The sequence below is a fragment of the Streptacidiphilus monticola genome, from assembly GCF_042658505.1.
Taxonomy (GTDB): Bacteria; Actinomycetota; Actinomycetes; order Streptomycetales; family Streptomycetaceae; genus Streptacidiphilus; species Streptacidiphilus monticola.
Genome location: NZ_JBHSQJ010000035.1, coordinates 21,564 through 45,626 on the forward strand (window position 1 = coordinate 21,564; position 24,063 = coordinate 45,626).

Genomic DNA, 24,063 nt, shown 5'->3' on the forward strand with positions numbered 1-24,063 from the left:
GGCCGTCAGTGGACGCCGCCCAGGCACCGCCGGTCCTCAGTCGCCGCGCCCGCGCAGGGCCAGCAGCGACAGCAGCGCCGAGAACAGGGCCGCCGAGCCGCAGACGACGAAGCCCAGTGCGTAGCCGTGGCCGAGGGCGTCCAGGGCCAGCGGGTGCAGGTCGGCCAGCTTGGGCGAGGCCGCCGAGGCGCCGTTGACCGCGAGCGGGCCCCCCTCCTGGAGGATCGCCGAGCCCGCGCCCTTGAGGGCGTCCGGCACGGACGAGGCGTGCAGGGAGGCGGAGAAGCGGTCCCCCGCACGGCTGAGCGCGACCGCGCCGATGACGGCCGGGCCGAGGGTGAAGCCGAAGTCGCGGAGCAGATTGGTCGTCGCGCTGGCCATGCCGGCCAGGTGCAAGGGGACGGTGTTGACGGCGGTCGCGGTGATGGACGAGACGGTGACGGCGAAGCCGAGGCCGACCAGACCCAGCGGCAGCACCAGCGAGGTGAACGCCCGGTCGGTGATGGGCAGCGTCGCCGCCCAGTAGTCGCCCGCCGCGATCAGCACCAGGCCCGCGCCCAGCAGCAACCGGGGCGCCACCGCCCGCAGCAGACGCTCCGTCACCGGCAGCATGGCCAGTGCGATGCCGTTCAGCAGCAGGAACGCCAGGCCGGTGCGCATCGGCGGCTGGTCCTGCACCGGGCCGAGCCGGATGCTGACGGCGTAGGCGGTGCCGAGGAAGGCGAACATGCCGACCACGGCCACGGCCGAGGCGACCGCGAAGGACCGGTTGCGGAACAGGTCCAGCCGCAGCAGCGGGGACTTGGCCCGCAGCTCCGCCAGCACGAACGCGGCGAGGAACACGGCGGCGAGCACGAAAGCGGTGACGATCGAGGCCGAGCCCCAGCCGTCGGTCGGGCCCTGGATGATCGCGTAGAGCAGGGCGAACAGGCCGAGACCGATCGTGACCTGACCGGCCGGGTCGAGGGAACGCCCCTCCGGAGCGCGGGAGTTGACCGCGAACAGGGCGCTGACGACGGCGCTCGCCGCGGCGATCACGGTGACCACGATGAACGACCAGCGCCACGAGCCGTAGGTGGCCGTGATCCCGCCCAGCAGCGGAGCCACGAAACCGCCGGTGGACAGCAGCGCCGCCCAGGCCGCGATGACCCGCGCCCGCTGCGTGGGGGAGGTGGTCCCGGCGGCGAGGATCGCCAGCGAGGTGGGGAAGAGCGCAGCGGCGCCCAGACCGGCCAGGGCCTGGCCGACCCACAGCTGGTGGATGCCCGAGGCCGTGGTACTCACCAGTTCGCCGACGGCCAGCAGCGCCGCGCCGCCGACGAGCAGCCGCTTGCGGCCGAACAGGTCGCCCAGCAGGCCGAAGGTCAGCTCCAGCACGGCGACCGGGAGCAGGAACGCGTCGGAGATCCAGGTGAGTTGGGAGCCGACGGGATGCAGGTCGGTCTGGAACAGGCCGTTGAGCGTGGCCGGGATGGCCAGTCCGATCTGGGCCAGGCAGACGGCGAGCAGTCCGGCGACGAGGGTGCCGGTGGTCAGTCCCGGGCCGGTGGCGGTGGTTCTGGAGGAGGTGTCGACGGTGGCGGACACGGCGGGTCTCCTGTCGGAGCGAGCGGGTGGGTGTGGCAGCGCGGGGGAGCGCGGCGGTCAGCGGACGCCCGAGAGGCGGGCGGGGCGGTAGGGGACGAAGGCGGCGCCGTCGAGGCCGAGTTGCTCGGCACTGCGCTGGAGGGTGGCCGGGTCGGCCGCGTCGCCCCAGTGGCCGGAGTCGAGCCGCTGCTCGACGGCGTGCACCCCGGCCACGACCTCGGCGGTGGTGAAGTTGCAGTGCCCCTGACGGGCGACATAGGCCTGGCGCAGCAGCGCCTGGTCCCCGGCCCGGCGGACGCGGCCGGCGAAGGCCGACTCCTGTTCCACGGGCACCAGTTGGTCGGAGGTGGTGTGCAGGTCGAGCAGCGGCACCGAGAGGCCCTGGCCCGCCGTCGAGCTGAGCCGCAACCGGGCGACGGCGGCCGGGTCGGCGGTGATCCGTGCGCCCCGGGTCAGCCGGCCGAGGTCGGCCGACAGGTTCAGCCCCGCCGTCCGGTACAGCGCCTCGACCTGCGGGGCGTGGGCCGACTTGCGCAGCAGGGCGGCGTAGTCGACGCCCTTGTTCCAGGAGGTGTTGCCCCCGGCGGACTGCTCGACGGACCACCGGGCCGGGACGATGAAGGAGAGCAGGCCGTTGGCGATCCAGTCGTACTGCTGGACCTCCTGTCCTGCGAAGTCGTCGGTGGCGGGCGGGACTTGGCCCGGTGCCCAGTCGCTGAGGTTGAGGTAGTCGGCGGCGAGCGCGATGCGGGCGCGCCCGGCGGGCGTCTGCTGGGCTGTGGTGACCGTCTGGGTCAGCCGGTCAGCGAGGGCGGCTCCGTCGGCTGCGCTGGGGAGGGAGACGAGCTTGTCGGCGTCGGCCGGGTCGAAGAAGGTGGCGAGCGTGTACTCGGCGTCCAGCTGGTAGTTGTCGAGGTCGACGCCCCCGGCGACGAGCCCGCAGAGACCGAGCGCGGCGTCCACCCGCCCGGCTCCGTCGCGGGCGATCTGGGCGTTGATCAGACCGCCCATGGACTGCCCGACGGAGATCACGCGGCTGGGCCGGCCGATCTGGCTGCGGAAGGCGTCCAGGGTCGCGAACTGGTCCCGCTCGGCGGAAGTGAGCGCCCACATGGACCCGTGCGGGTCGTAGGAGGAGCCGGCGAGGGCGTAGCCCTCGGCGAGGAGCGCGCTCTGCGCGGCGGCGGAGGGGGCGTCGGCGGCGCTGGTGGGACCGAAGCCGTGGCTGAAGAGCAGCAGCGTGCCGTTCCAGTCCGCGGGGGTGTCGGCGATCCAGGTGGCGCCGTCGGCGAGGGTGCCGGTGGAGTGGCTCACCGCGTTCGCGGCTTGGGCCGCCCCGGTGCAGGCGGGAGCCACGACGAGAGCGGCGGCGGCCGCGCCGGAGGCGGCGGCCAGAACGGAGGAACGCGAGAAGGGCATGGAGGCTCCGCGAGAGAGAGTCAGTGGGTGGGGAGCGTGCCGTAAGCGTGCCGCGAATGTATGGCGGTTCCCTGACGGGAGTCAATGAGTTGCACGAGATTCGCCTCGGGGGCCCCGCGGGGGTGCGAGGAAGTGCGCGACCAGCCCACCACCCGCGGAGGTCCGTCCCCGTCTGCGGGTCGGACCTCCCCGGGTGGTGGGCTGGTCGAGGTGGGGGCACCTCCCGCCCGAAGGGTGGGGGAACCTCGCGCCCCAGGAGATGCCTGGCCGGCGCCGGCGGCGTCGGCTAAGCGGGGCAGGTGTCCAGAAGGGCCGCCGCCGCGGACGCCGCGGCGCGGTCCCAGCGGCGCGCCAAACCGCGGAAGACGGACTCGGCGCGGGCGGCCGGCCAGTCGGCCGGCAGGTGTTCGGCGGGCAGGTGGGGGTCCTGCCGCACCAGCTCCAACCAGTCCGTGTGCAGCAGCAGTTGGCCCGCCAGCTGGTCGCCGGCCACGGTCGCGGGCAACGGCTCGGTGCGGTCCCAGCGGTCCAGGAACGCGCGGTAGCGGGCCGCGATGCCGGGCACGTCGAAGGCCTGCTCCAGGATCTCCCGGACCTCCGTCGGCGCCGTCACCTCCGCGCGGAACACCCGCAGGTACGGCTCCAGGTTCAGGCCCGCCACAGCCGCCTTGACGTCGACCTGGGCGGGGGCGGCCCACAGCCCGTTCTGCAGGGGGCCGAAACCCGCCCAGACCAGCCGCGAGCGCAGGTCGTGGCGCTCGCTGCTCCACGCCTCGGGCAGCGAGAAGCCGACCAGCGTCCACCAGCCGTCCCAGTCGCGGTTCACCGCGCCCGTCCGCCAGACCCGGTCGCGGCCGTCGGCCAGCACCTCGTTGGCGCGCGGGGTGAGCCCGAAGTAGGTCTTCCGCCCCTGCCGCTGACGGACCAGCAGGCCCCGTTTGACCATGCGGTTGAGGGTGGACCTGACCGCCTCCTCCGAGCTGCCGGTGCGGCCCAGCGCGGCGATCACGCTGCCGGTGGCCACCGCGAGCGGCCGGTCCAGCAGGTAGATGCCGAAGAAGGACAGCATCAGCGACTGCGTGCGCGGCTCGGGCGCGGCATCGGTCTCGGCGGGCGTGGTGGCGATCACCTGCTCAGGGTAGCGGGGCCGATGCCGGTCGCATGTTCATCGGCTGTAAAAGTTTTGCCCAATCAAGCTCGCGGCACTCACAGCCCCAGGGTCAACCGCCCGCCGCACGAACGCGAGACACACACCATCAGCGTCTCCTGCGCCGCCCGCTCCTGCGGCGTGAGCACGCTGTCGCGGTGGTCGGCCTCGCCCGCCAGCAGGTCCGTCTCGCAGGTCCCGCAGGTGCCCTCGGTGCAGGAGTAGAGCACGTCCACGCCCGCCGCCTGCAGAGTGGCCAGGATGGACCGGTCCGCGGGCACGGTCAGCACCCGTCCGCTGGAGGCGAGTTCGATCTCGAAGGGCACGTCACCCCAGGTGTCGGCGGCCACCGGGGAGAACCGCTCGGTGCGCAGCGCCTCGGCCGGGACCAGGGCCTCGACTGCGGCCAGCAACGAGGCCGGCCCGCAGGCGTAGACGAGTTCGCCCGGCGCGAGGCCGGCCAGGTGCGCCGCGAGGTCGAGGTGCCCCTCGTGCAGCCGCACCCGGTCCGCCGGGTGACGGGCCGTCAGTTCGGCGGTGAAGGCCATGGTCTCGCGTGCTCGCCCGCCGTAGAGCAGGGACCAGGGGGAGCCGCCTGCCGCGTCGAGCATCGGCAGGATCGGGGTGATGCCGATGCCGCCGGCGACGAAGCGGTAGGCCGGCGCGGGTTCCAGCGGGAAGTGGTTGCGCGGCCCGCGCGCGCGGACCGGCGTGCCCGGGTGGAGGTCGGCGTGCACGCGGGCGGAACCGCCCCGGCCGCCGGGCTCCAGCAGGACGGCGATCCGCCAGTCCGGGTCCCCGGGTGAGCCGCACAGCGAGTACTGGCGTTCCAGTGAGTCGTCCAGCACCAGGTCGACATGGGCTCCCGGGGTCCACGGCGGCAGCGGACGGCCGTCGGGGTGACGCAGGGTCATGGAGACGACGCCGACCGCCTCCTGGCGGCGGTCGGCGACCACGAGGTCGAGCAGGTCGTTCACGGCGCGGGGTCCTCTTCGGGTGCGGGTGGCACGGCGGGCACGGCAGGTGCCGACGTCCGCGGCGGGTGCGGGTGGTCCGGGTGGGCGAGCAGCCATGCCCACAGTTCGACCGGGTCCTCGGCCGCAGCCTCCGCGCCGCAGTGGCAGCGGCCGAGAAGGCGGTCGGTGCCCGGGAGCCAGTGGACGCGCAGGACCGCGCTCATCGGGCGGCCAGCTTGGCCAGGATCCGGCGGGCGGCCAGGCCGCCGGTGTCGATGTTGATGCTCAGCTCCTGGTAGCCGGTGGGCTCGGTGTCCAGGCAGCGCTGGAGCAGGTTGAGCGCGTCCACGTCCTGCATCACCACGGTGTGGTTGAACTCCCGCAGGAAGTCCGTGACTTCCTGGTCGTCCAGGGCGAAGTCCCGGGAGACGGCCCAGAAGTCGTAGACGGTGCCGGGGCCGGACGGGGTGATCGCGTAGGTGATCTCGGTGCGGAAGACGGGAGTGTCCGATCCGGTCGGGCTGATCCGGCTGTGCAGCAGGTAGAGGCACGGCGCGTGGTACTCGATGTCCTGCAGTCGCCGGATGCGTCCCTCGATGCCGGTGGAGCGGGCGTAGAAGGGCGGGCACTCGGCGTCGGGCATGTGGCGGGAGACCCGGACGATGCTTGCGTCCTCGTCGACCTCGGTGGTGATCGGGGTCTCCGCGACCTCGGGGGTGCCGATGTAGCCGCCGTGCAGATAGGTCTCGTGGGAGAGGTCCATCAGGTTGTCGACCAGCAGCCCGTAGTCGGCGTCGATCGGCTCCATGCCGCTGACGGTGACCCAGCCCGGCTCGACCAGGTGAGGTGCGCGCGGGACGGCGGCCGGGTCGGCGCGGTCGGGGTCGCCGATCCACACCCAGACGAAGGAGTCCTGCTCGACGACGGGGTAGGCGGCCACCCGCGCGGTCCGCGGGATGCGCTGCTGGCCCGGCACCGAGACGCAGGCGCCGGTGGTGTCGTAGGTGAAGCCGTGGTAGCCGCAGACCACGCGGTCGCCGTCGAGGCGGCTGGCGGAGAGGGGGAAGCGACGGTGCACGCAGCGGTCGGCCAGTGCCACGGCCCGGCCGTCCTCGGTGCGGTAGAGGGCCAGGGGCTCGCCGAGGATCGTGCGGCCCAGCAGGTCCCGGCCGACCTCGGCGGACCAGGCGGCCACGTACCACTGGTCGCGGGCGAACTGCGCCTGGGGCGACTGGGGTTGGGGCGAGGGTGCGGTCATGGCAGGGTCCCGTCCTGTCCTCGGGGCGGAGCGCCGGTGCTCCGCGCTGCAGGACAGCGTCGCGACCGGGCGCCGTGGCCCACAACGGGACTTCCGTCAGGCGGAAGCCTCCGGGCGCCCCGCCGGTCCCGGGGCCGGCTGCCAGCCCAGGCTGCGGGAGATGCCGCGCGCGGCCAGCCGGACGGCGGGGACCAGCGCGGGGGTCCGCGCCGCCGCGACGGGCACGACCACGGACACGGCGGCGACCACGTCGCCCCGCGCGCCGCGCACCGGCGCGGCGACGGAGAGGGCGTCGTCGGTGATCTGACGGTCGCTCACGGCGCAGCCGCTGCGCCGCACCTCGGCCAGCATGCGGCGCAGCCGCGCCGGATCGGTGACCGTGTAGGGGGTGAAGGAGGCCAACTCCCCGGCGCAGTAGCGCTCCTGGAGCTCGGACCCGCCGTGTGCGAGCAGGACCAGGCCGACGCCGGTGGCGTGCAGCGGCCAGCGCGCCCCGACCCGGGAGTGCACGCCGACTGCGGAGCGGCCGGAGAGGCGTTCGAGGTAGACCACCTGGAGGCCGTCGCGGACGGCGAGGTGGACGTTCTCGTGGGTGGCCTCGTAGAGGTCCTCCAGGAACGGCAGCGCGATCTCGCGCAGGGCGACACCACGGGGCGCGAGCGCGGCGACCTCCCACAGTCGGAGGCCGATGTGGTACCGGCCGGAGTCGTCGCGTTCCAGGGCGCCCCACTCGGTGAGGGCGGCCACCAGCCGGTGCGCGGTGGGCAGCGGGAGGTCGGCACGGCGGGCGAGTTGAGTGAGCGTCAGCGCCGGGTGCTCGTGCGCGAAGGCGGCCAGCACGTCGAGCAGGCGGTCGGCGGCGGAGCGGGCCGGGCCGGGCACCGGCCTCAGCCCTCGGCGTCGCCGGGTTCGGCGATGCGCAGCAGCAGGCGGTGCAGGGTGGTGCGTTCCTGGTCGGACAGCGGGGCGAGCAGGTCGTCGGTGACCCGGGCGCCGTCCTTCTCGCTGTCGCGGAGCAGGCCCTGCCCGGCGTCGGTGAGCACGACGATGCGGTTGCGCCGGTCGCCCGGGTCGGGCCGGCGCTCGGCCAGGCCCAGGCGCTGCAGGTCGTCGACGAGGCTGACGATGGCGCTGGGGTCGTAGCCCAGGCGCTCGCTCAACTCCCGCTGCCGGACGCCCTCGACGGTGGCCAGGTAGCGCAGCACCGCGTAGTGGCGCAGCCGGAGGCCGTGCTGCTCCAGGCCGGCGTTGAACAGGCTGCCGGAGCGCAGGCCCAACCGGTACAGCAGGTAGCCGGTGTCGGTGTGCAGACCGCGCATCCAGGGGGCGTCACTCATGGAGAGCATCATGGCGCAGAACCCCGGTTCGAAACAACTATTGACGGGAACAATGATTGCTCCTAGCTTCGATCGGCATGAGCGCTGAACACCCCACCGACCCCGTGGACCTGACCGGCAAGGTCGCCGTCGTCACCGGCAGCGGACGCGGCCTCGGACTCGCCTACGCCACCGCCCTCGCCCGCGCCGGGGCCGCCGTCGTCGTCAACGACCTGGACGCCGAGGCAGCCGAGCAGGCCGCGAAGAGCATCACCGCCTCCGGCGGCCGGGCCGTCGCCGCGGCCGCCGCCGTCGGCACCAGCGAGGCCGCCCAGCAACTGGTGGACCGGGCCGTCGCCGAGTTCGGCCGACTCGACGTGATGGTCACCAACGCGGGCATCCTGCGTGACAAGGTGCTGTGGAAGATGACCGACGAGGACTTCGACGCGGTCGTCACCACCCACCTGCGCGGCACCTTCACCTGCGCCCGCGCCGCCGCCGTGCGCATGCGCGAGCAGGGCGAGGGCGGCAGCCTCGTCCTCGTCGGCTCGCCGGCCGGCCAGCGCGGCAACTTCGGCCAGACCAACTACGCCGCCGCCAAGGCCGGCATCGCCGCCATGGTGCGCACCTGGTCGATGGAGCTGGCCCGCAGCGGCATCACCGTCAACGCGATCGTGCCCGTCGCCGCCACCGCCATGACCGAGACCATCCCCGCCTTCGCCCCCTATATCGAGGCCATGAAGCAGGGGCGCCCGCTGCCCGACTTCCTGCGCAAGGGGGAGGGCTTCGGCACCCCCGAGGACTGCGCCGCCCTCGTCCCCTTCCTCGCCTCCGACGCCGCCCGCGCCGTCACCGGGCAGTGCATCGGCATCGGCGGGGACAGACTGGCCCTGTGGTCCCACCCGCAGGAGACCGCCGTCGCCTACGCCGACGGCGGCTGGACCCCGCAGACCATCGCCGCCGCCTGGGACACCTCGGTCGGCCGCGAGCCCCAGACCGTGGGCATCCCCGCCCCCAAGCTCCCCGAGGTGAGCGGAACGTGAACGTCGATCAGCTGACCGCCCTCGACGTGCACACCCACGCCGAGGTCTCCTCCCGCGGCCAGGCCTCGCTCGCCGACGAACTGCACGAGGCATCCAGCGCCTATTTCAAGGTCGAGGGCGCCCGCAAGCCCACGCTCCCCGAGATGGCCGCGTACTACCGCGAGCGCCGGATGGCCGCCGTCGTCTTCACCGTGGACGCCGAGCACGCCACCGGCACCCCGCCGGTGCCCAACGAGGAGGTCGCCGAGGCGGCGGCCGCCCACCCCGACGTGCTGATCCCCTTCGCCTCCATCGACCCCTTCCGGGGGAAGGCCGGGGTGCGCGAAGCCCGGCGCCTGGTCGAGGAGTTCGGGGTCAAGGGCTTCAAGTTCCACCCCAGCATCCAGGGCTTCTTCCCCAACGACCGGATGGCGTACGGACTCTACGAGCTGATCGAGGAGACCGGCACCATCGCCCTGTTCCACACCGGGCAGACCGGGATCGGCGCCGGCGTGCCCGGCGGAGGCGGCATCCGGCTGAAGTACTCCAACCCGCTGCACGTGGACGACGTCGCCGCGGACTTCCCGCACCTGAAGATCATCCTGGCGCACCCGTCCTTCCCCTGGCAGGACGAGGCCCTGGCCGTCGCCACCCACAAGCCCGGCGTGCACATCGACCTGTCCGGCTGGTCGCCCAAGTACTTCCCGCCGCAACTGGTGCAGTACGCCAACTCGCTGCTCCAGGACAAGGTCCTGTTCGGCTCCGACTACCCCGTGCTCACCCCGGACCGGTGGCTCGCGGACTTCGAGAAGCTGCCGATCAAGGACTCGGTCAGGCCCAAGATCCTCAAGGACAACGCCGCCCGGCTGCTCGGGCTCACCTGAGAAGGGCACCCGCCCATGCGCAACGAGGGAATCGGATCCTGGCCCACCCGCCGGGCCCGGAAGACCCCGCACCGCACCGCTCTCGTCCACGGCGACCTGCAGTACAGCTACGCCGACCTGCACGAGCGCAGCACCCGGCTGGCCCACGGGCTGCGCGCGTCCGGGATCCGGCGCGGCGACCGCGTCGCCTACCTCGGGCCCAACCATCCCGCCTTCCTGGAGACGCTGTTCGCCACCGGCATGCTCGGGGCCGTCTTCGTCCCCCTCAACATCCGCCTGGCCGCCCCCGAAATCGCCTACCAACTGCACGACTGCGGCGCCAAGGCCCTGCTGTACGCCCCCTCCTGCGCCGAACTCGCGGGCGACGGACCCGACGTGACGGTCGAGGTGGGGCCCGCCTACGAGCAGCTGCTGGCCGACGCCGGCACCGACCCCATCGACGAGGCGGTCGCCCTGGACGACCTGTGCCTCATCATGTACACCTCGGGCACCACCGGCCGCCCCAAGGGCGCCATGCTCACCCACGGCAACCTCACCTGGAACGCCGTCAACGTCCTCGTCGACCACGACCTGGTCGCCGACGAACGCGCCCTCGTCTCCGCCCCGCTGTTCCACACCGCAGGGCTCAACATGCTCACCCTGCCGGTGCTGCTCAAGGGGGGCGCCTGCGTCCTCGTCGAGTCCTTCGACCCCGCCGCCACCCTCGACCTGATCGAGCGGCACCGGATCACCTTCATGTTCGGCGTCCCCACCATGTTCGACCTGGTGGCCCGCCAACCCGGCTGGGACGACGCGGATCTGAGCAGCCTGCGGCTGCTCACCTGCGGCGGCGCGCCGGTGCCGACGTCGCTGATCGCCACCTACCAGAAGCGCGGACTCACCTTCCTCCAGGGCTACGGCATGACCGAGGCGTCCCCCGGCACCCTCTTCCTCGACGCCGAACACGCCGTCAGCAAGGCCGGCTCGGCCGGCGTCCCGCACTTCTTCAGCGACGTCCGGGTCCTCGCGCCGGACGGATCGCCCGCCGCACCGGGGGAGTCGGGGGAGGTCGTGGTCCGCGGCCCGCACGTCAGCCCCGGCTACTGGGGCCTGCCCGAGGAGTCCGCCGCGGCCTTCACCGACGGCTGGTTCCGCACCGGCGACGCGGCCCGTACCGACGAGGACGGGTACATCACCATCGCGGACCGGATCAAGGACATGTACATCTCGGGCGGCGAGAACGTCTACCCGGCCGAGGTGGAGGACGCCCTGCTGGCCGTGGCCGGGGTCGCCGAGTGCGCCGTCATCGGCGTCCCCGACGAGAAGTGGGGCGAAGTCGGCCGCGCGGTCGTCGTCCCCGAACCCGGCGTCCGGCTCGACCCGGAGCAGGTGCTGGCCGCCCTGGCCGGCGTGCTCGCCCGGTACAAGCTCCCGAAGTCGGTCGTCCTGGTGGACAGCCTGCCGCGGACCGCGTCCGGGAAGCTCCGCAAGAACGACATCCGTGCCCAGCACGGCAGTTGAGACCTCTCGCTGATCCCGCTCATCCCGCTCACGAAAGGCAGCACACCCCATGGCCCTCACCGTCAACGGACTCGACGAACTCAAGGCCCTCGCCGGGACCGACCTCGGCACCAGCGGCTGGATCGAGGTCACCCAGGAACGCGTCAACGGCTTCGCCGACGCCACCGACGACCACCAGTGGATCCACACCGACCCCGAGCGCGCGGCCGCCGGCCCCTTCGGGGCCCCGATCGCGCACGGCTACCTGACGCTGTCGCTGTTCATCCCCCTCTTCACCGAGCTGCTGGAGGTGGAGGGGGTCACCACGAAGGTCAACTACGGCCTCAACAAGGTGCGTTTCCCCGCCCCGGTCCGGGTCGGCTCCCGCATCCGCCTCGCCGCACGGCTGGCCGAGGTCGAGGAGGTGCCCGGCGGCCTGCAGATCACCGTCGACGGCACCGTCGAGATCGAGGGCGAGCCGAAGCCGGCTGCGGTTCTGCAGAGCCTGTCCCGCTTCTACGCCTGACGCGCCGACCGGCGGGGGCGGGTCCGGGCGGTGCTTGTCAGGAATCCGTCGTCGGGGTATACGGGAACCGAGGAGTGGATCCGACTGCGGTCCCGGGCGCGGCCCGGCCGGTGTGCTGGGCGCACGGGCACGGAGGTGACGAGCCGATGATCACCGAACTGGCCGTGGAGCGGGTGGAGTTCGCATGCGGCCACTGCTGGCACCAGTGGAGTGTCGACTTCGACGTGCAGCAGTGGCGCGACGAGGAGAACGGGGAGGAGTGGGAGTACTTCTCCCGCGACGGGATCCCCGCCGCCTCCCCCTACACCCCCGCCGGAGCGGTCCCCTGCCCGGCCTGCGGGCGGCACTGGGTCGGCCGGATCGTCGCCCGGCGTCCCGTCGCGCTGCCGCCCGGGCCGGAGCAGACCCCGCGTCACCAGATCCTGGACGCGGCCGAGCACCGCTCCGAGCGCAGCGGCGCACCGCTGCTCGGCGCGGAGGCGCACACCCAGCCCGAACAGCTCGGGCCCCCCGGCCCGGGCGCGTTCGCGCCGACGCCGCAACCGGCCGGGCGCAACGGCCGCGAGGCGGACAAGCACCATGGCGCGCCTGGCCGTTGACGACCCCACCCAGCCGCGGCCCGCGGGGAGCCGGGGGTCGGCACCGCGGCGTAGCGGAACGCACGACTTCACATTTGTCATCGTTCCGATGACATGCTACAAAGGAGACAGGTTAGGCGCATTGGCACGACCCGATGCAGGAGGTGTACCGCGATGTTGATGCGCACCGACCCCTTCCGCGAGCTCGACCGGCTCACCCAGCAGTTGCTGGGCAGCACCGGCACCTGGTCCCGTCCGTCGCTGATGCCGATGGACGCGTACCGCTCCGGCGACGAGTACGTCATCGTCCTCGACCTCCCCGGTGTCCCCGCCGACGCGATCGACATCGACGTCGAGCGGAACATGCTGACCGTGAAGGCCGAACGCCGGCCGCGCGCCGAAGGCGACGACGTCCAGGTCGAACTCTCCGAGCGCCCGCTGGGCGTCTTCTCCCGCCAGGTGATGCTGGCCGACACCCTGGACACCGAGCGGATCAAGGCCGACTACGACGCCGGCGTGCTCACCCTGCGCATCCCGATCGCCGAACGGGCCAAGCCCCGCCGGATCGAGATCAGCCAGAGCGGCGGCTCGGACCGGAAGCAGATCCAGGCCTGAGACGGCCCTGCGTCGCCCTGCCGCCCTCCGCGGCAGGGCACCCGCACGCAGCGGCAAGGAGGCTGCTGTGACCCTCGCCATCCCCGCCGAACAGACCTGCGGCCTGTCCTCCCGCACCGCGGCGCCGGGGCCCGCCGAGGTGGCGGAGTGCGCGACCGTCGTCGTCGCCGGGGAACTGGATCTGGCCGCCGCCGAGCCGCTGCGCACGCGACTGTCCAGTGCGCCGGCCGGGCACCGGGAGGTCGTCGCGGACCTGTCCGCCGTCCCCTTCATGGACTGCTCCGGCCTGCGCCCCCTGCTGGACGCCCACCGCTACGCAACCCGGATCGGCCACCGCCTGACGGTGCGCCGACCCAGCGCGGCGGTCCGCCGGCTGTTCCAACTGGCCCGGTCGGACGGCCCGTTGCCGGTCGAGCGGTAACCATCAGGCTGCCGGGACGGCGCGGCCGGACCGGCAGCCGCCCCCAGCCGTCGTCAGCGAGGGAGCCGTGATGAGCTCCGAGCACACCCCGTGGGACCTCGCCGTCCAGGCCGCCGACACGGTCCGCTGCCTCAACCGGCGCGCCCTGCGGCCGGACGCCTTTCCCTTCCCGACCGATGTCCACCACACCCTCGGAGCCCTGGCCGGGATGCTGGAACAGCTGCCGGACACCCTGCACCGGCTCGCCGCCGGACTGCACGCCCTTCCGGCGGACCACCTGGCGGTCCATGCCGACCCGCCGACCCCGGAGGAGTACAAGGCGAGGGTCGCGCTCGAACTCGGAGAGGCGATCGCCGACATCGAACGCGCTGCGGCGCGACTGCGGCAGGCCCAGCACACCGCGGCGGAACTGGTGTGGACGGGGCCCATACCGGGCCTGTGATCCGCCGTGGCGGTCGGCGCGGCCGCGGCTCAGGCGGGTGAACCGCCATGCGGCGCAAGGCAGTCGGGGCCGACCGCGGCGGCCAGCTCGCGGATCAGCGGGTTGTCCTTGCCGCTGCGCCAGGCGAAGGCCCAGCGGCAGGGCGGCGCGTCGCGCACGGGTAGGTAGACCAGGTCCGGCCACGGGTAGAACCGCTCGGCCTCGGCGGGGCAGGCGATGACCGCCTGGCCGGCGAGCACCGCCTTGAGCTGGTCGTCCCAGTTGGCGACCTCCGGACCGCGCGGGACCAGGCGGCCCGAGGGTGTGCGCAGCGGCTGGAACGCCTCCTCCATGGACGGCGGGATCGGCGACCGGTGGGCGACGAAGGTCAGGTCGCCGTAGTCCTCCAGCGATACGGAGTCCCGGTCCGCCCAGGGGTGGGTGGCGGCCAGGACGAGCACCACCGGCGACGTGTGGGTGACCGGGCCCACCACGATGTCGGGTTCGCGCACGGGCAGCCACAGGTGTGCCACGTCGATCTCGTCGGAGCGCAGCGGCGTCAGCGGGTCGACCGGGTTGAGGTCGCGATGGACCAGGTGCACGCCCGGGTGGCGGGCGCGGAAACGGGCGAGGACGTCCTGGATCATCCAGCCCTGCGGACCCATGGTGGCCAGCGTGAGCGTGCCGCCGCCGGTACGGGTGGACGCCGCCACGTCCTCGATGCCGTCGAGGATCTGCCGGTAGGCGGGGTGCAGGCTCCGGTAGAGCTGGTCGCCCACCGGGGTGAGGCGGACCGAGCGCGAGGTGCGCTCGAACAGCGGGGCGCCGATGCGCCGTTCCTGCTTCTTGATGGCGTGGCTGACCCGTGAGGCGGTGATGTGCAGCCGCTCCGCGGTTCGCCCGAAGTGCAGTTCCTCCGCCAGGGTCAGAAAGATCTCGATGTCGCGCAGTTCCATGCCCCCTCCTGATCGTGAACCTAGCGGTCATCGCGGCGTTGACACAACGCGCATCGGTGACCCGCCGCGCAACGGTGCCTTGCGGACTTGGCCGTTGTTCACGGCGGACCTTCCGGCCAGGCTGACGGCATGAGCTCAGTGGGACGACCCGGCCCGGGGGCAGGTACCCGGGCACGTCCCGCAGTTGACGGAGCGCCACGAAGCAAGGTGTGAAGGATGGACAGAAGTCTCGACCCCGCGCACACGGGCATCGCTGCCCTCGTGTCCAGCGGTCTCCGTCCCCGCCCACGGACGCGGGCCGGAGATCCGCCGACCGTCGGCTCCGTGCCGGGTGCGCTGTGAGCTGCCGCTGTGACTTCGAGGGGAGGGTCGCCATGTCGTTGATCGTGCCGATTCCGTGGCTGTTCGCGTCGGCGTCGGCGCCGTCGGCCGGAGGGGTGCCGACACCCATGCGCTCCGACGGACCGCGCCCGACGCGCCCGCCGGTTGCGGACTGCCCGACCGGCGGATCGCCGGCCGTCGTGGAGGAAGGGGCGTCCGCGAGGTGCGGACGCCCTGCGCTGACGGAGTGTCAGCAGGAGGTCACCGCAGTGGCGTAGGGGGCTACCGCCTTCCGCCACGCTCGTACGGGATCCGCTCGCCGGCCTCGACGGCGAACGGCAGGCGGTTCCCGGCCGGGGGGAGCGGGCAGGTGGCCAGGTCGGTGTAGGCGCAGGGCAGGTTGGTGGCCCGGTTGAAGTCGAGGACGACGCGGCCCTCCTCGTCCGGCGCCGGGACGGTGATCGCGCGGTTGGCCGCATAGGTGGTCACCCCTGACGTGGCGTCGGTGAACAGCACCAGCAGGCTGCCGGAGCGGCCGCCGTGGAACACCGTCAGCCGGTGCGGACCGCCGTCCGGCCCCGCGAACTCGACCTCGCCAGGGGCGTCGTAGACGTGCTCCAGGCCCTCGACGGCCGCCTCCACGGTCACCGCGCGCGGCGTGTCGAAGGGCAGGTAACGGCCCGTCAGGGACCAGGCGGGATCCGGGGCGTAGGCAGGGGTGTGCGTGTAGTCGAGGCGCAGCTTGTGATCGGGGTGGCGCGGCCGCAGGATGTCGTGACCGCCGCGCTTGGCGACCTCGATCACGGCCTCGCCCGCGCCGGCGAACACGCTCGTCCGCTCCGCGAGGACCCCGAAGTCGTGGCGCCCGCTGACGGCCACGCCGTCCACCACCAGCTCCTCGCCCTCGTCCAGCTCGACGCTGACGCCGTCCTCGGTGCTGGACCAGGCGCCCGGCGCGTCGGAGAAGCGCGTGGGTTCGGCGTCGAGCCAGCGCAGGCTGGTCACCGCGAGGAACCCGTGCGGATCCGCGAGCGCCCGCTCGTGGTCGGCGTGCCACTGCTCCCAGTCACGGGTGAAGTCGCGGGTCAGCTCGCTGGTGCGGTCGTCGTGGACGGCGTCCTGGCGGGTGTCCGGAACGGTCATCGGTGCTCCTCGGTGGACGGTGCGGCGGAGGTGATCCGGTGGAAGCGGCTGGCGTGGAAGACCAGCGGCGCCACAGCGTGGTCGGCGTCGATTTCGTGGACCCGCAGCAGCACGATGTCGTGGTCCCCGGCGCGGACGACCTGCTCGACGCTGCAGTCGAACCAGGCGGCGGCACCGTCGATGAGGACCGCCCCGTCGGCGGTGGCGGTCCAGTCGAGCCCCGCGAAGCGGTCGCCCTCGCGCGCGGCGAGCTGGCGGCAGGCGCGTTCCTGGTGGGCGCCGAGCACGCTGACGCCGAGGCGTTCCCGGTCGCGCAGCAGCGGCCAGGTGCGCGAGCCGTGGGCCACGCAGACGGACACCAGGGGCGGATCGAGCGAGACGGACGTGAACGAGCTGGCGGCCAGGCCGACGGGTGTGCCCCCGGTCAGGGCCGCGACGGCGGTGACGCCGCTCGGGAAGGCGCCGAATGCGTGCCGGAGCTGCGCGGGTCCGAGCACGCGCGTCTCCTCCTGTGTCGCGGTCATCGCCGCCCCCATTCCTCGGCCAGCAGCTGGTAGGACCGGACCCGGTCCTCGTGCTGGTGCGTGATCGTGGTGATGATGAGTTCGTCGGCGCCGGTGGCGTCGCGCAGGGTCTCCAACTGGTCGGCCACCTGCGGCGGCGAGCCGACGAACTGGGTCCCGGTGCGGTCCGCCACCAGGGCCAGGTCCGCCTCGGTCCAGATGTGCGCGCGGGCTTCGGCAGGGGTGGGGAAGGGGATCGCGCCGTCGCCGCTGCGGATGCTGCGCACCCACAGCCCGTAGCCGGTGGCCAGTTCCCGGGCGGTGGCCTCGTCCTCGGCGACCACGACGTCGGCGGAGACGCTGACGTGCGGTCGGTCCAGTTCCGCGGAGGGCCGGAAGGCCGCGCGGTACGCCTCGACGGCCTCCAGCACGGTGGCGGGGCTGACGTGGTAGTTGGCGGCGAAGCGCAGGCCGTGCGCGCCGGCGACCTCGGCGCTGATTCCGGCGCTGCTCCCCAGGATCCAGACCTGGAGGTCGGCGTGCTCGCCGGGCACGACGTGCGCCTCGACGCCGTCCGCGGTGGTGTAACTGCCGGACAGCAGCGCGAGGATGTCGGCGATCTGCTCGTCGTAGGGCTGGGACTGGGCCCCTGGTAGTTGCAGCAGCCGCTGGTGCAGCACGAAGCGCGGGTGGCCCAGCAGGTGCTCGTAGGAGAACCGCGCCGGAATGCGCAGGCCGCCGGGCGTCAGGCCGTCGGTGACGGGCGTGGCGCCGACGAGGGCCGGCTGCCGCGACGTGGCCGCCGAGCGGCCGCCGGAGCGGCCGAGACCGAGGTCGAACCGGCCCGGGTGCACCGCGTCGAGCAGGCCGAACTCCTCGACGGTGGCGAGGGCGGTGCGGTGGCCCAACTGGACGGCGCCTGCGCCGAGTCGGATGGTCGAGGTCGCCGCGGCGGTGAGCGCGAGCACCACGGCGGGGGAGGTGCCGGCGACGCCGGGGTTGAGGTGGTGCTCGGCGAACCAGTAGCGGGCGTAGCCGACCGCCTCGGCGCGCTGGGCCAGGTCAACGCTGTTGCGCAGAGCCTGGGTCGGGGTGGAGCCGGAGGAAATGGGGACCAGGTCGAGAACGGTGAGCGGGGTGTTGGCCATCAGTCGGGTCCTTCGTCAGCGCGCCGCGGCGGTCGGTGCCGGTGCTGCGTCGGCGGGGGCGGCCGGGGCGGTCCCATCGAGGGGGGCGGTCCCGTCGAGCGGGGTGGCCGGGCCCCAGGGCCACGGCGGGTCGGGGATGTCGCGGCGCAGCACGGGGGCGATGTCGGACTGGAACAGCTCCAGGCTGTCCCGGTGCTGGGCGTCGGTGAGGCCGTCTCCGTCGGCGTGCAGGTGCAGGACGCTGTGGCCGAGTTGTTCGTGGTAGCGGTGCACCTTCTCGATGACCTGCTGCGGGCTGCCGATCAGCGCGGAGCTGCGCTCGACGAAGTCCTCCAGGGTGAGGAAGACCGGCTCCAGGCCGAGGCGCTTCTGGAAGGCGAGCCGCCCTTCGAAGATCGGCCGGTAGACGGCCAGCGCCTGCTGGGAGGTGCGGGCGGCGTAGTAACCGGCGGTGCCCGCGCCGACGGCGGCCAGGGCGGGGTCGTGGCCGTAGTGCGCCCAGCGTTCGCGGTAGTGGCGGACGAGTTCGGCGTAGGGCGCGACGGGGTTGGTGACGTTGGCGGAGAACAGCGGGTCGCCGTAGCGGGCGGCCAGGTCCACCGACTCCCGGCTGGTCGCGCTGCCGTGCCAGACCCGGACGGGTTGCTGCAGCGGCCTGGGCCAGACCTCGGCCTCGGTGAGGGGCGCCCGGAAGCGCGGTGCGTAGGTGACCTTGTCCTGCCGCCAGATGGTGCGGAACAGTTCGTAGGACTCGGCGTTGCGGTCCCACTGGTCCTCAGGGGTCACCTGGAACAGCTCGCGCTGGGCGGCGCCGTTGCCCTTGCCGATGATGAGTTCGAGCCGGCCCCCGGACAGGTGGTCCAGGGTCGCGTAGTCCTCGTAGGCACGCACCGGGTCCAGCAGGCTCAGTGTCGTCACCGCGGTGAAGAGGCGGATGTGCCGGGTCAGTGCCGCGATGTGGCTGAGGACGACGGGCGGTGCGGAGGAGATGAACGGCCGCTCGTGGCGCTCGCCGACGCCGAAGCCGTCGAAGCCGAGCTCCTCGGCGAGCAGCGCGTGGTCGATCACCTCCCGGAAGCGCTGCTGCGTGGACTTCCGCACACCGGTCACCGGGTCGGGTGCGTGGGCGATCAACGTGATGGTCAGGAACCTCACAGGGCCACCGCCTGCGGCGGGGACGCGGGCGCGTGAGATGCGGGCTCGTGGGATGCGGTGACGGGGGACGGGGACACCGGAGGTGCGGGCACCGGGGATTCGGGCACGGGAGCGGCTTCCTGCTCGAAGGGGAGTCGGGGGCTGGAGACGCGCGGCGGCAGTTCCGGACGCAGCCGTCGGCCGTCCGGCGATGCGGGGCCGGACGGGGGACGGAACGAAAGGAGCGCTGGGGCGCGTCAGGCAGCGGCGTGCCGCGCGGCGGTGCGCGGCGCGAGGGCGTCGTCGGACGCCGGACACAGCGCGGTGGTGACGCGCTGCAGATCGATGTGGAGGCGCGCACAGGTGGTGGTGACGCGGCACCGGTCCTTGACCATGACGGGGGCCGACCGCAGCAGCAGGCCGTGTCGCACTCTCGTCACCTCCGTCCCGATCGGTCGCCACCGGCTCGAGCTCGCGCTTGCGGAGCCGTCTTCGGCTCCGCCGGGTCCTCACCTGGAGCACCCCGCCGCGGAGGAGGGTTGCCGTTCAGCAAGCCAGGGCTTGACGCTGACACTCGTGACCTGGCTGCACCGTAGCCCGACCGCGGCCTCGGGCACAATCCCGTTGAAGCAATAACGATCAACGGGCGCTTCTTCCCGGCCGGTTGCGCGGACCGGTGCCAAGGGGCGGACGGGATGCGAAGGTTGACGAATCGTTCGGACATGGATCTCAAGCTTCGGATGCCCGTTGACATTCGTCGCGAAGGCCTTCTAGCTTTGCCGACCAGAACGGTCATGAGTGTCGGCGTCAAAGCCCTGGCTGGCTGACCGGCAACCCTCCCGCGCGGCGGGGTGCCCCAGGTGAGGACCGGACCGAACTGTCGGTAAGCGCGAGGCCCTTCGGGGCGGAATGGCAAGGGTGACGGTGATGGACGCAGCGTCGGGGACGGCCGCACGCCGGCACCGCGGCCGCGTCGCGCCGTACCTGAACCGGGCCGTCGACCTGCTGCGCGTCAACAGCGCCCTGTGTACGGGCGCCGGCTGCGCCCGCTGTCCGCGCTGACGACAGCTGGCTGACGCACGCCTCGGGCGTGCACCTTTCGACCTCTCGCCTGCGCTGCGGCGTGCCCCGGCACGCCCCGAGGCGGCTTCCCTCCCCCGGTATCCCGGTGCGCGGGCTCGTCGGCACGAGCCCCGCCGCCGGCCTTCGCTGGAGTACCCCCATGAGCGACTCACTCGCCCCTGCCGTGCCCTCGGGCGCCGGACGTCCGCCGGACCCGGCCCCTTCCCCTCAACTCGCGTCCACCACAAGCGAGTCCGGCACTCGTGCGCTGTCCGCCCAGCGGGTGATCCCGCTGCGCAGCCCCGGCCGCTGGATCAGCAGCGCGGTCGCGCTGGTCCTGGCCGCCCAGGTGGTGCACGGGCTGGCCACCAACCGGTTCTACCAGTGGGACCGCTTCGGCTACTGGTTCGCCCGGCCGGTGATCACCAACGGCCTGGTGGTGACCCTGGAGGTGACCGCCTTCAGCGCCGTCCTCGGCCTGGCCGGGGGCGTCGTGCTCGCGCTCGCGCGGCTCTCCCGCAGCCCCGTCCTGCGGGCGACGAGCTGGCTGTACGTCTGGCTGTTCCGCTCGGTGCCGCTGATCGTGGTGCTGCTCTTCCTCTACAACTTCAGTGCGTTGTACCGGACTTTGAGCCTGGGCGTGCCGTTCGGGCCGGCCTTCTGGCACTTCGACGAGTCCAAGCTGGCCACCGACATGGTGATCGCCGTCGTCGGGCTGAGCCTCAACGAGGCCGCGTACGCCGCGGAGGTGGTCCGCGCCGGCATCCTCTCCGTCGACCAGGGCCAGCACGAGGCCGCCGCCGCGCTCGGCCTGCCCCGGCACTACCAGTTCGCCCGGATCGTCTTCCCGCAGGCCCTGCGCGCCATCGTGCCCTCCTACGTCAACCAGCTGATCGGCCTGGTGAAGAGCACCTCCCTGGTCTTCTACGTCTCGCTGCTCGACCTGTTCGGCTCCGTGCAGAGCATGGGCAGCACCTACCCCGGCGACGTCGTGCCGCTGCTGCTCGTCGCCACCGTCTGGTACGTGATCCTCACCAGCGTGATCTCGGTGGTCCAGTTCTACGTCGAGCGCCACTACTCGCGCGGCGCGCTGCGGACCCTGCCGCCGACCCCGCTGCAGCGCCTGCGTGCCGGGCTGCCCGCGCTGCGGGCCCGCATCCGCAGGGAGACCGCGATATGAGCACCCCCACGTCCCAACTGCCGCGTCCCGCCGACGCCGACGCGCCCGCACTGGCCATCGAGATCCGCGATGTGCACAAGTGGTACGGGGCCCACCGCGTCCTCGACGGCATCGATCTGACGGTGCGTCCGGGCGAGGTCACGGTGATCGTCGGGCCGTCCGGCTCGGGCAAGTCCACGCTGCTGCGCGTGATCAACCACCTGGAGAAGCCGCAGATCGGGCATGTCAGCCTGAACGGCGAGCTGATCGGCGTGCGCCGGCACGGCGAGCGGCTGAAGGAGTTGAGCGAGCGGGCGATCCTCGCCCAGCGCAGCCGGATCGGCTTCGTCTTCCAGAACTTCAACCTGTTCCCGCACCTGACCGTGCTGGAGAACGTGGCCGCCGCCCCGGTGGCCACCGGCCTGCTGCGCAAGCCCGAGGCACAGGAGTCGGCGCGTACGCTGCTCGGTCGGGTCGGGCTGGCCGACAAGGCCGGTGCCTACCCCCGGCAGCTGTCCGGCGGGCAGCAGCAGCGGGTGGCGATCGCCCGCGCCCTCGCGCTCCGGCCCGGCGTGATCCTCTTCGACGAGCCCACCTCCGCCCTCGATCCCGAACTGGTCGGGGAGGTGCTGGCGGTCATCAAGGACCTGGCCACCAGCGGCACCACGCTGGTCATCGTGACCCACGAGATCGGCTTCGCCCGCGAGGTCGCCGACCGCGTCGTCTTCATGGACGGCGGCCGGATCCTCGAACAGGGGCCGCCCGAGCAGGTGTTGGACCGGCCGCAGCACCCCCGTACCCAGGAGTTCCTGAGCAAGGTGCTCTGAACCCCTCGGTCAGTTCCCCTCGTTCGCCGGCGCGCCGACCCGGCGCGTGCGTCGGAACGCATTCCCTCCACACCCGAAACCCGCAACCGAAACCCGAACCAAGGACATCCCATGCCCAGCATCCGCAGCGCCAGACTCCTCCGCAGCCTGTCCGCAGGCACGGCCACCGCCACGCTCGCCCTGGGCCTCGCCGCCTGCGGCAGCTCCGCCTCTGACTCGACCGCCGCCACCTCCGCCGACCAGGCCGCCAACGGCACCGTCACGGTGGCCGCGCTGTCCAACGGCGCCGGCACGCAGACCGACCTCAAGGTCTCCGAAGTCGCGTCCCTGCACGCCGAGTTGCCGGCCTCGGTGGCCAAGAGCGGCCAGCTGGTCATCGGCGTCGGCGCACTGCCGGCCGGCTTCCCGCCCCTGGCCTACGTGGGCAGCGACCAGAAGACCCTCACCGGGGCCGAGCCCGACCTGGGCCGACTGGTCGCGGCGGTCCTCGGTCTCAAGCCGGTCCTGGAGAACGCCACGTGGGAGAACCTCTTCGTCGGCATCGACAGCGGGAAGACCGATGTCGGCTTCTCGAACATCACCGACACCGAGGAGCGCAAGCGGAAGTACGACTTCGCCTCCTACCGCCAGGACAACCTGGCCTTCGAGGTCGTCAAGAGCAGCACCTGGAACTTCAACGGCGACTACACCACGCTCGCGGGCAAGACGGTCGCCGTCGGCTCCGGCACCAACCAGGAGAAGATCCTGCTGGAGTGGCAGGCCAAGCTGAAGGCCGCCGGCAAGCAGCTGACCATCAAGTACTTCCCGGACAACAACAGCACCCATCTGGCACTGGTGGGCGGCAAGATCGACGCCTACTTCGGCCCCAACCCCGGGATCGCCTACCAGATCAGGCAGGACGCCAACACGCCGAACCCCACCCGCAACGCGGGCACGTACTCCGGCGCGGGCGCGAGCCTGCAGGGGCTGATCGCCGCGACCACCAAGAAGGACAGTGGACTGGTGAAGCCCGTCGCGGACGCCATCAACTACCTGATCAAGAACGGCCAGTACGCGAAGTGGCTGGCCGCGTGGAACCTGTCCAACGAGGCGGTCAGCACCTCGCAGATCAACCCGCCGGGCCTGCCGCTCAGCAACTCCTGACAGCCCGCCCGGTGCCGAGGCGGTCCCGGAACGATCCGGGACCGCCTCCGGCCCGCCTTCAGCATGGAGATCCCGGTGTCCACCAGCGTCCACCCCGCGCACCCGCACATCCCCGTCGGACCCCACGTCCTCGACAACCCCGCCTGGGCCGCGCTCACCGGCCCGCACGCCCGCTTCGCGGAACGGGTCGGCCGCGCCGCGCGCTACCCGGTCGACGTCTCGCCCTTCACCGCGCTGTCCGATCCGGACGACCCGCGTGCGTGGGACGACCTGGCCGCCCTGGTCGGGCCCGGCAACCTCACGGCCGCGAACGGAGTGACGCGACCGCCGGACGGCTGGCAGGTCGTGGAGTCGGGGCAGGGCGTGCAGCTGGTCGACACGGCGCTGCATGCCGAACCCGCCCCGGAGGCGGTCCGGTTGGGGCTCGACGACGTCCCCGAGGTGCTGGACCTGATCGCCCGCACCCGGCCCGGACCGTTCCTGCCGCGTACCGTCGAGCTCGGCACCTACCTGGGCATCAGGCGCGGCGGCCGGCTGGTGGCGATGGCGGGGGAGCGGCTGCGGCCGCCCGGGTGGACCGAGATCAGCGCGGTCTGCACGGACCCGGACCACCGCGGCCAGGGCCTGGCCACGCGCCTGGTCCGCGCGGTGGCGGCCGGGATCAGGGAACGCGGGGACACCCCGTTCCTGCACGCGTCGGCGGCGAACACCACGGCCATCCGGCTCTACGAGTCCATCGGCTTCACCCTGCGGCGCCGCACCTCCTTCCTGCTCGTGCGTGCCCCCGGCGGGGAGGGGTGACGCGGCGCCGCGGGAAGCGGCTTCGGCGGTCCCGGCGCTGTCCCGCGCCCGCCCGCGCCCGGCATGGGACCGATGGCGCCGTCCCCTCAACTCGCTACTCCTGAACGGAGGTTCCTCGTGACCACGCCCGCTCGCCGCGCTCCGGTCCTGGCTCTCGAACTGGGCGGCGGCGCCCACCCCGCGGCGCCGCGCGACGCGGCACGGCCCGTGCGCGCCTGGGCGGCGGCCGCCGAGGCC

28 protein-coding genes and 2 riboswitches are annotated in these 24,063 nt (G+C 72.9%); of the genes, 14 read left to right on the top strand and 14 right to left on the bottom strand.

Annotation, left to right across the window (positions count from 1 at the left end):
- Positions 1 to 36 precede the first annotated feature (36 nt).
- The 8 genes from ACFP3V_RS09995 to ACFP3V_RS10030 form a co-directional block, all read right to left on the bottom strand.
- Entirely contained in the window at positions 37 to 1,587 is a 1,551-nt protein-coding gene (locus tag ACFP3V_RS09995; protein WP_380582089.1) for an MFS transporter, read from the bottom strand.
- Positions 1,588 to 1,644: 57 nt separating this feature from the next.
- The gene (locus ACFP3V_RS10000; protein WP_380582091.1) at positions 1,645 to 3,006 is read right to left on the bottom strand and encodes an alpha/beta hydrolase; all 1,362 of its coding nucleotides are present in this window, start codon (positions 3,004 to 3,006) and stop codon (positions 1,645 to 1,647) included.
- 286 nt (positions 3,007 to 3,292) lie between these two features.
- Positions 3,293 to 4,135 (bottom strand): PaaX family transcriptional regulator, encoded by an 843-nt coding sequence (locus ACFP3V_RS10005; RefSeq protein ID WP_380582093.1) that lies wholly within the window; start codon positions 4,133 to 4,135, stop codon positions 3,293 to 3,295.
- Between the two features lie 77 nt (positions 4,136 to 4,212).
- A complete protein-coding gene (locus ACFP3V_RS10010; RefSeq protein ID WP_380582095.1) occupies positions 4,213 to 5,130 on the bottom strand; it encodes a PDR/VanB family oxidoreductase in 918 nt (305 codons plus the stop codon).
- Positions 5,127 to 5,333, bottom strand: coding sequence for a hypothetical protein (locus tag ACFP3V_RS10015; RefSeq protein WP_380582097.1), 207 nt, complete (start codon positions 5,331 to 5,333; stop codon positions 5,127 to 5,129). The genes ACFP3V_RS10010 and ACFP3V_RS10015 overlap by 4 nt, the downstream gene beginning before the upstream one ends.
- A complete protein-coding gene (locus ACFP3V_RS10020; RefSeq protein WP_380582099.1) occupies positions 5,330 to 6,367 on the bottom strand; it encodes an aromatic ring-hydroxylating dioxygenase subunit alpha in 1,038 nt (345 codons plus the stop codon). Before ACFP3V_RS10020 ends, ACFP3V_RS10015 begins: the two co-directional genes overlap by 4 nt.
- Positions 6,368 to 6,463: 96 nt before the next feature.
- Positions 6,464 to 7,249, bottom strand: coding sequence for an IclR family transcriptional regulator (locus tag ACFP3V_RS10025; RefSeq protein ID WP_380582101.1), 786 nt, complete (start codon positions 7,247 to 7,249; stop codon positions 6,464 to 6,466).
- Between the two features lie 5 nt (positions 7,250 to 7,254).
- Positions 7,255 to 7,704, bottom strand: a complete 450-nt coding sequence (locus ACFP3V_RS10030) for a MarR family winged helix-turn-helix transcriptional regulator (RefSeq protein ID WP_380582103.1) — start codon at positions 7,702 to 7,704, stop codon at positions 7,255 to 7,257.
- A 77-nt stretch (positions 7,705 to 7,781) separates the two neighbouring features.
- Between ACFP3V_RS10030 and ACFP3V_RS10035 the strand changes: the two genes are divergently transcribed.
- The 8 genes from ACFP3V_RS10035 (at position 7,782) to ACFP3V_RS10070 (ending at position 13,650) form a co-directional block, all read left to right on the top strand.
- A complete protein-coding gene (locus ACFP3V_RS10035) occupies positions 7,782 to 8,726 on the top strand; it encodes an SDR family NAD(P)-dependent oxidoreductase (protein WP_380582105.1) in 945 nt (314 codons plus the stop codon).
- Positions 8,723 to 9,589, top strand: a complete 867-nt coding sequence (locus ACFP3V_RS10040; protein ID WP_380582107.1) for an amidohydrolase family protein — start codon at positions 8,723 to 8,725, stop codon at positions 9,587 to 9,589. The genes ACFP3V_RS10035 and ACFP3V_RS10040 overlap by 4 nt, the downstream gene beginning before the upstream one ends.
- Positions 9,590 to 9,604: 15 nt before the next feature.
- Positions 9,605 to 11,089: an acyl-CoA synthetase gene (locus ACFP3V_RS10045; RefSeq protein WP_380582109.1), complete on the top strand. Its 1,485-nt coding sequence runs from the start codon at positions 9,605 to 9,607 to the stop codon at positions 11,087 to 11,089.
- A 49-nt stretch (positions 11,090 to 11,138) separates the two neighbouring features.
- Positions 11,139 to 11,594, top strand: a complete 456-nt coding sequence (locus ACFP3V_RS10050) for a MaoC family dehydratase (RefSeq protein ID WP_380582111.1) — start codon at positions 11,139 to 11,141, stop codon at positions 11,592 to 11,594.
- A 146-nt stretch (positions 11,595 to 11,740) separates the two neighbouring features.
- On the top strand, positions 11,741 to 12,193 hold the full coding sequence (locus ACFP3V_RS10055) for a hypothetical protein (protein ID WP_380582113.1): 453 nt from the start codon (positions 11,741 to 11,743) through the stop codon (positions 12,191 to 12,193).
- Positions 12,194 to 12,346: 153 nt separating this feature from the next.
- Positions 12,347 to 12,787, top strand: a complete 441-nt coding sequence (locus tag ACFP3V_RS10060) for an Hsp20/alpha crystallin family protein (protein ID WP_380582115.1) — start codon at positions 12,347 to 12,349, stop codon at positions 12,785 to 12,787.
- A gap of 67 nt (positions 12,788 to 12,854) precedes the next feature.
- Complete coding sequence (locus tag ACFP3V_RS10065; protein WP_380582117.1) at positions 12,855 to 13,208, top strand: STAS domain-containing protein; 354 nt, start codon at positions 12,855 to 12,857, stop codon at positions 13,206 to 13,208.
- Between the two features lie 70 nt (positions 13,209 to 13,278).
- Entirely contained in the window at positions 13,279 to 13,650 is a 372-nt protein-coding gene (locus ACFP3V_RS10070; protein ID WP_380582119.1) for a hypothetical protein, read from the top strand.
- 29 nt (positions 13,651 to 13,679) lie between these two features.
- Here the strand turns inward: ACFP3V_RS10070 and ACFP3V_RS10075 are convergent, their stop codons facing one another.
- The 6 genes from ACFP3V_RS10075 to ACFP3V_RS10100 form a co-directional block, all read right to left on the bottom strand.
- Positions 13,680 to 14,585, bottom strand: coding sequence for a LysR family transcriptional regulator (locus tag ACFP3V_RS10075; protein ID WP_380582121.1), 906 nt, complete (start codon positions 14,583 to 14,585; stop codon positions 13,680 to 13,682).
- A gap of 603 nt (positions 14,586 to 15,188) precedes the next feature.
- Complete coding sequence (locus ACFP3V_RS10080; protein WP_380582123.1) at positions 15,189 to 16,049, bottom strand: DUF1684 domain-containing protein; 861 nt, start codon at positions 16,047 to 16,049, stop codon at positions 15,189 to 15,191.
- Positions 16,046 to 16,573: a flavin reductase family protein gene (locus ACFP3V_RS10085; protein WP_380582125.1), complete on the bottom strand. Its 528-nt coding sequence runs from the start codon at positions 16,571 to 16,573 to the stop codon at positions 16,046 to 16,048. The genes ACFP3V_RS10080 and ACFP3V_RS10085 overlap by 4 nt, the downstream gene beginning before the upstream one ends.
- Positions 16,570 to 17,700, bottom strand: a complete 1,131-nt coding sequence (locus ACFP3V_RS10090) for an LLM class flavin-dependent oxidoreductase (protein ID WP_380582127.1) — start codon at positions 17,698 to 17,700, stop codon at positions 16,570 to 16,572. Before ACFP3V_RS10090 ends, ACFP3V_RS10085 begins: the two co-directional genes overlap by 4 nt.
- Positions 17,701 to 17,715: 15 nt before the next feature.
- Positions 17,716 to 18,855 (bottom strand): LLM class flavin-dependent oxidoreductase, encoded by a 1,140-nt coding sequence (locus ACFP3V_RS10095; protein ID WP_380582129.1) that lies wholly within the window; start codon positions 18,853 to 18,855, stop codon positions 17,716 to 17,718.
- 236 nt (positions 18,856 to 19,091) lie between these two features.
- Positions 19,092 to 19,274, bottom strand: a complete 183-nt coding sequence (locus tag ACFP3V_RS10100) for a hypothetical protein (protein ID WP_380582131.1) — start codon at positions 19,272 to 19,274, stop codon at positions 19,092 to 19,094.
- Positions 19,275 to 19,303: 29 nt separating this feature from the next.
- Positions 19,304 to 19,416: riboswitch (SAM riboswitch) on the bottom strand.
- Positions 19,417 to 19,624: 208 nt separating this feature from the next.
- Positions 19,625 to 19,730: riboswitch (SAM riboswitch) on the top strand.
- A 31-nt stretch (positions 19,731 to 19,761) separates the two neighbouring features.
- Here ACFP3V_RS10100 and ACFP3V_RS10105 point away from each other — a divergent pair.
- From ACFP3V_RS10105 to ACFP3V_RS10130, 6 genes are all read left to right on the top strand, one after another.
- Positions 19,762 to 19,896, top strand: coding sequence for a hypothetical protein (locus ACFP3V_RS10105; RefSeq protein ID WP_380582133.1), 135 nt, complete (start codon positions 19,762 to 19,764; stop codon positions 19,894 to 19,896).
- Between the two features lie 160 nt (positions 19,897 to 20,056).
- A complete protein-coding gene (locus ACFP3V_RS10110; RefSeq protein ID WP_380582135.1) occupies positions 20,057 to 21,076 on the top strand; it encodes an amino acid ABC transporter permease in 1,020 nt (339 codons plus the stop codon).
- Complete coding sequence (locus tag ACFP3V_RS10115; protein ID WP_380582137.1) at positions 21,073 to 21,882, top strand: amino acid ABC transporter ATP-binding protein; 810 nt, start codon at positions 21,073 to 21,075, stop codon at positions 21,880 to 21,882. The genes ACFP3V_RS10110 and ACFP3V_RS10115 overlap by 4 nt, the downstream gene beginning before the upstream one ends.
- A 111-nt stretch (positions 21,883 to 21,993) precedes the next feature.
- Positions 21,994 to 23,025 (top strand): ABC transporter substrate-binding protein, encoded by a 1,032-nt coding sequence (locus ACFP3V_RS10120; RefSeq protein WP_380582139.1) that lies wholly within the window; start codon positions 21,994 to 21,996, stop codon positions 23,023 to 23,025.
- Positions 23,026 to 23,100: 75 nt separating this feature from the next.
- A complete protein-coding gene (locus ACFP3V_RS10125) occupies positions 23,101 to 23,826 on the top strand; it encodes a GNAT family N-acetyltransferase (protein ID WP_380582141.1) in 726 nt (241 codons plus the stop codon).
- A 72-nt stretch (positions 23,827 to 23,898) separates the two neighbouring features.
- Positions 23,899 to 24,063: hypothetical protein (locus ACFP3V_RS10130; protein WP_380582159.1), on the top strand; the 165-nt coding region annotated here is incomplete at its 3' end.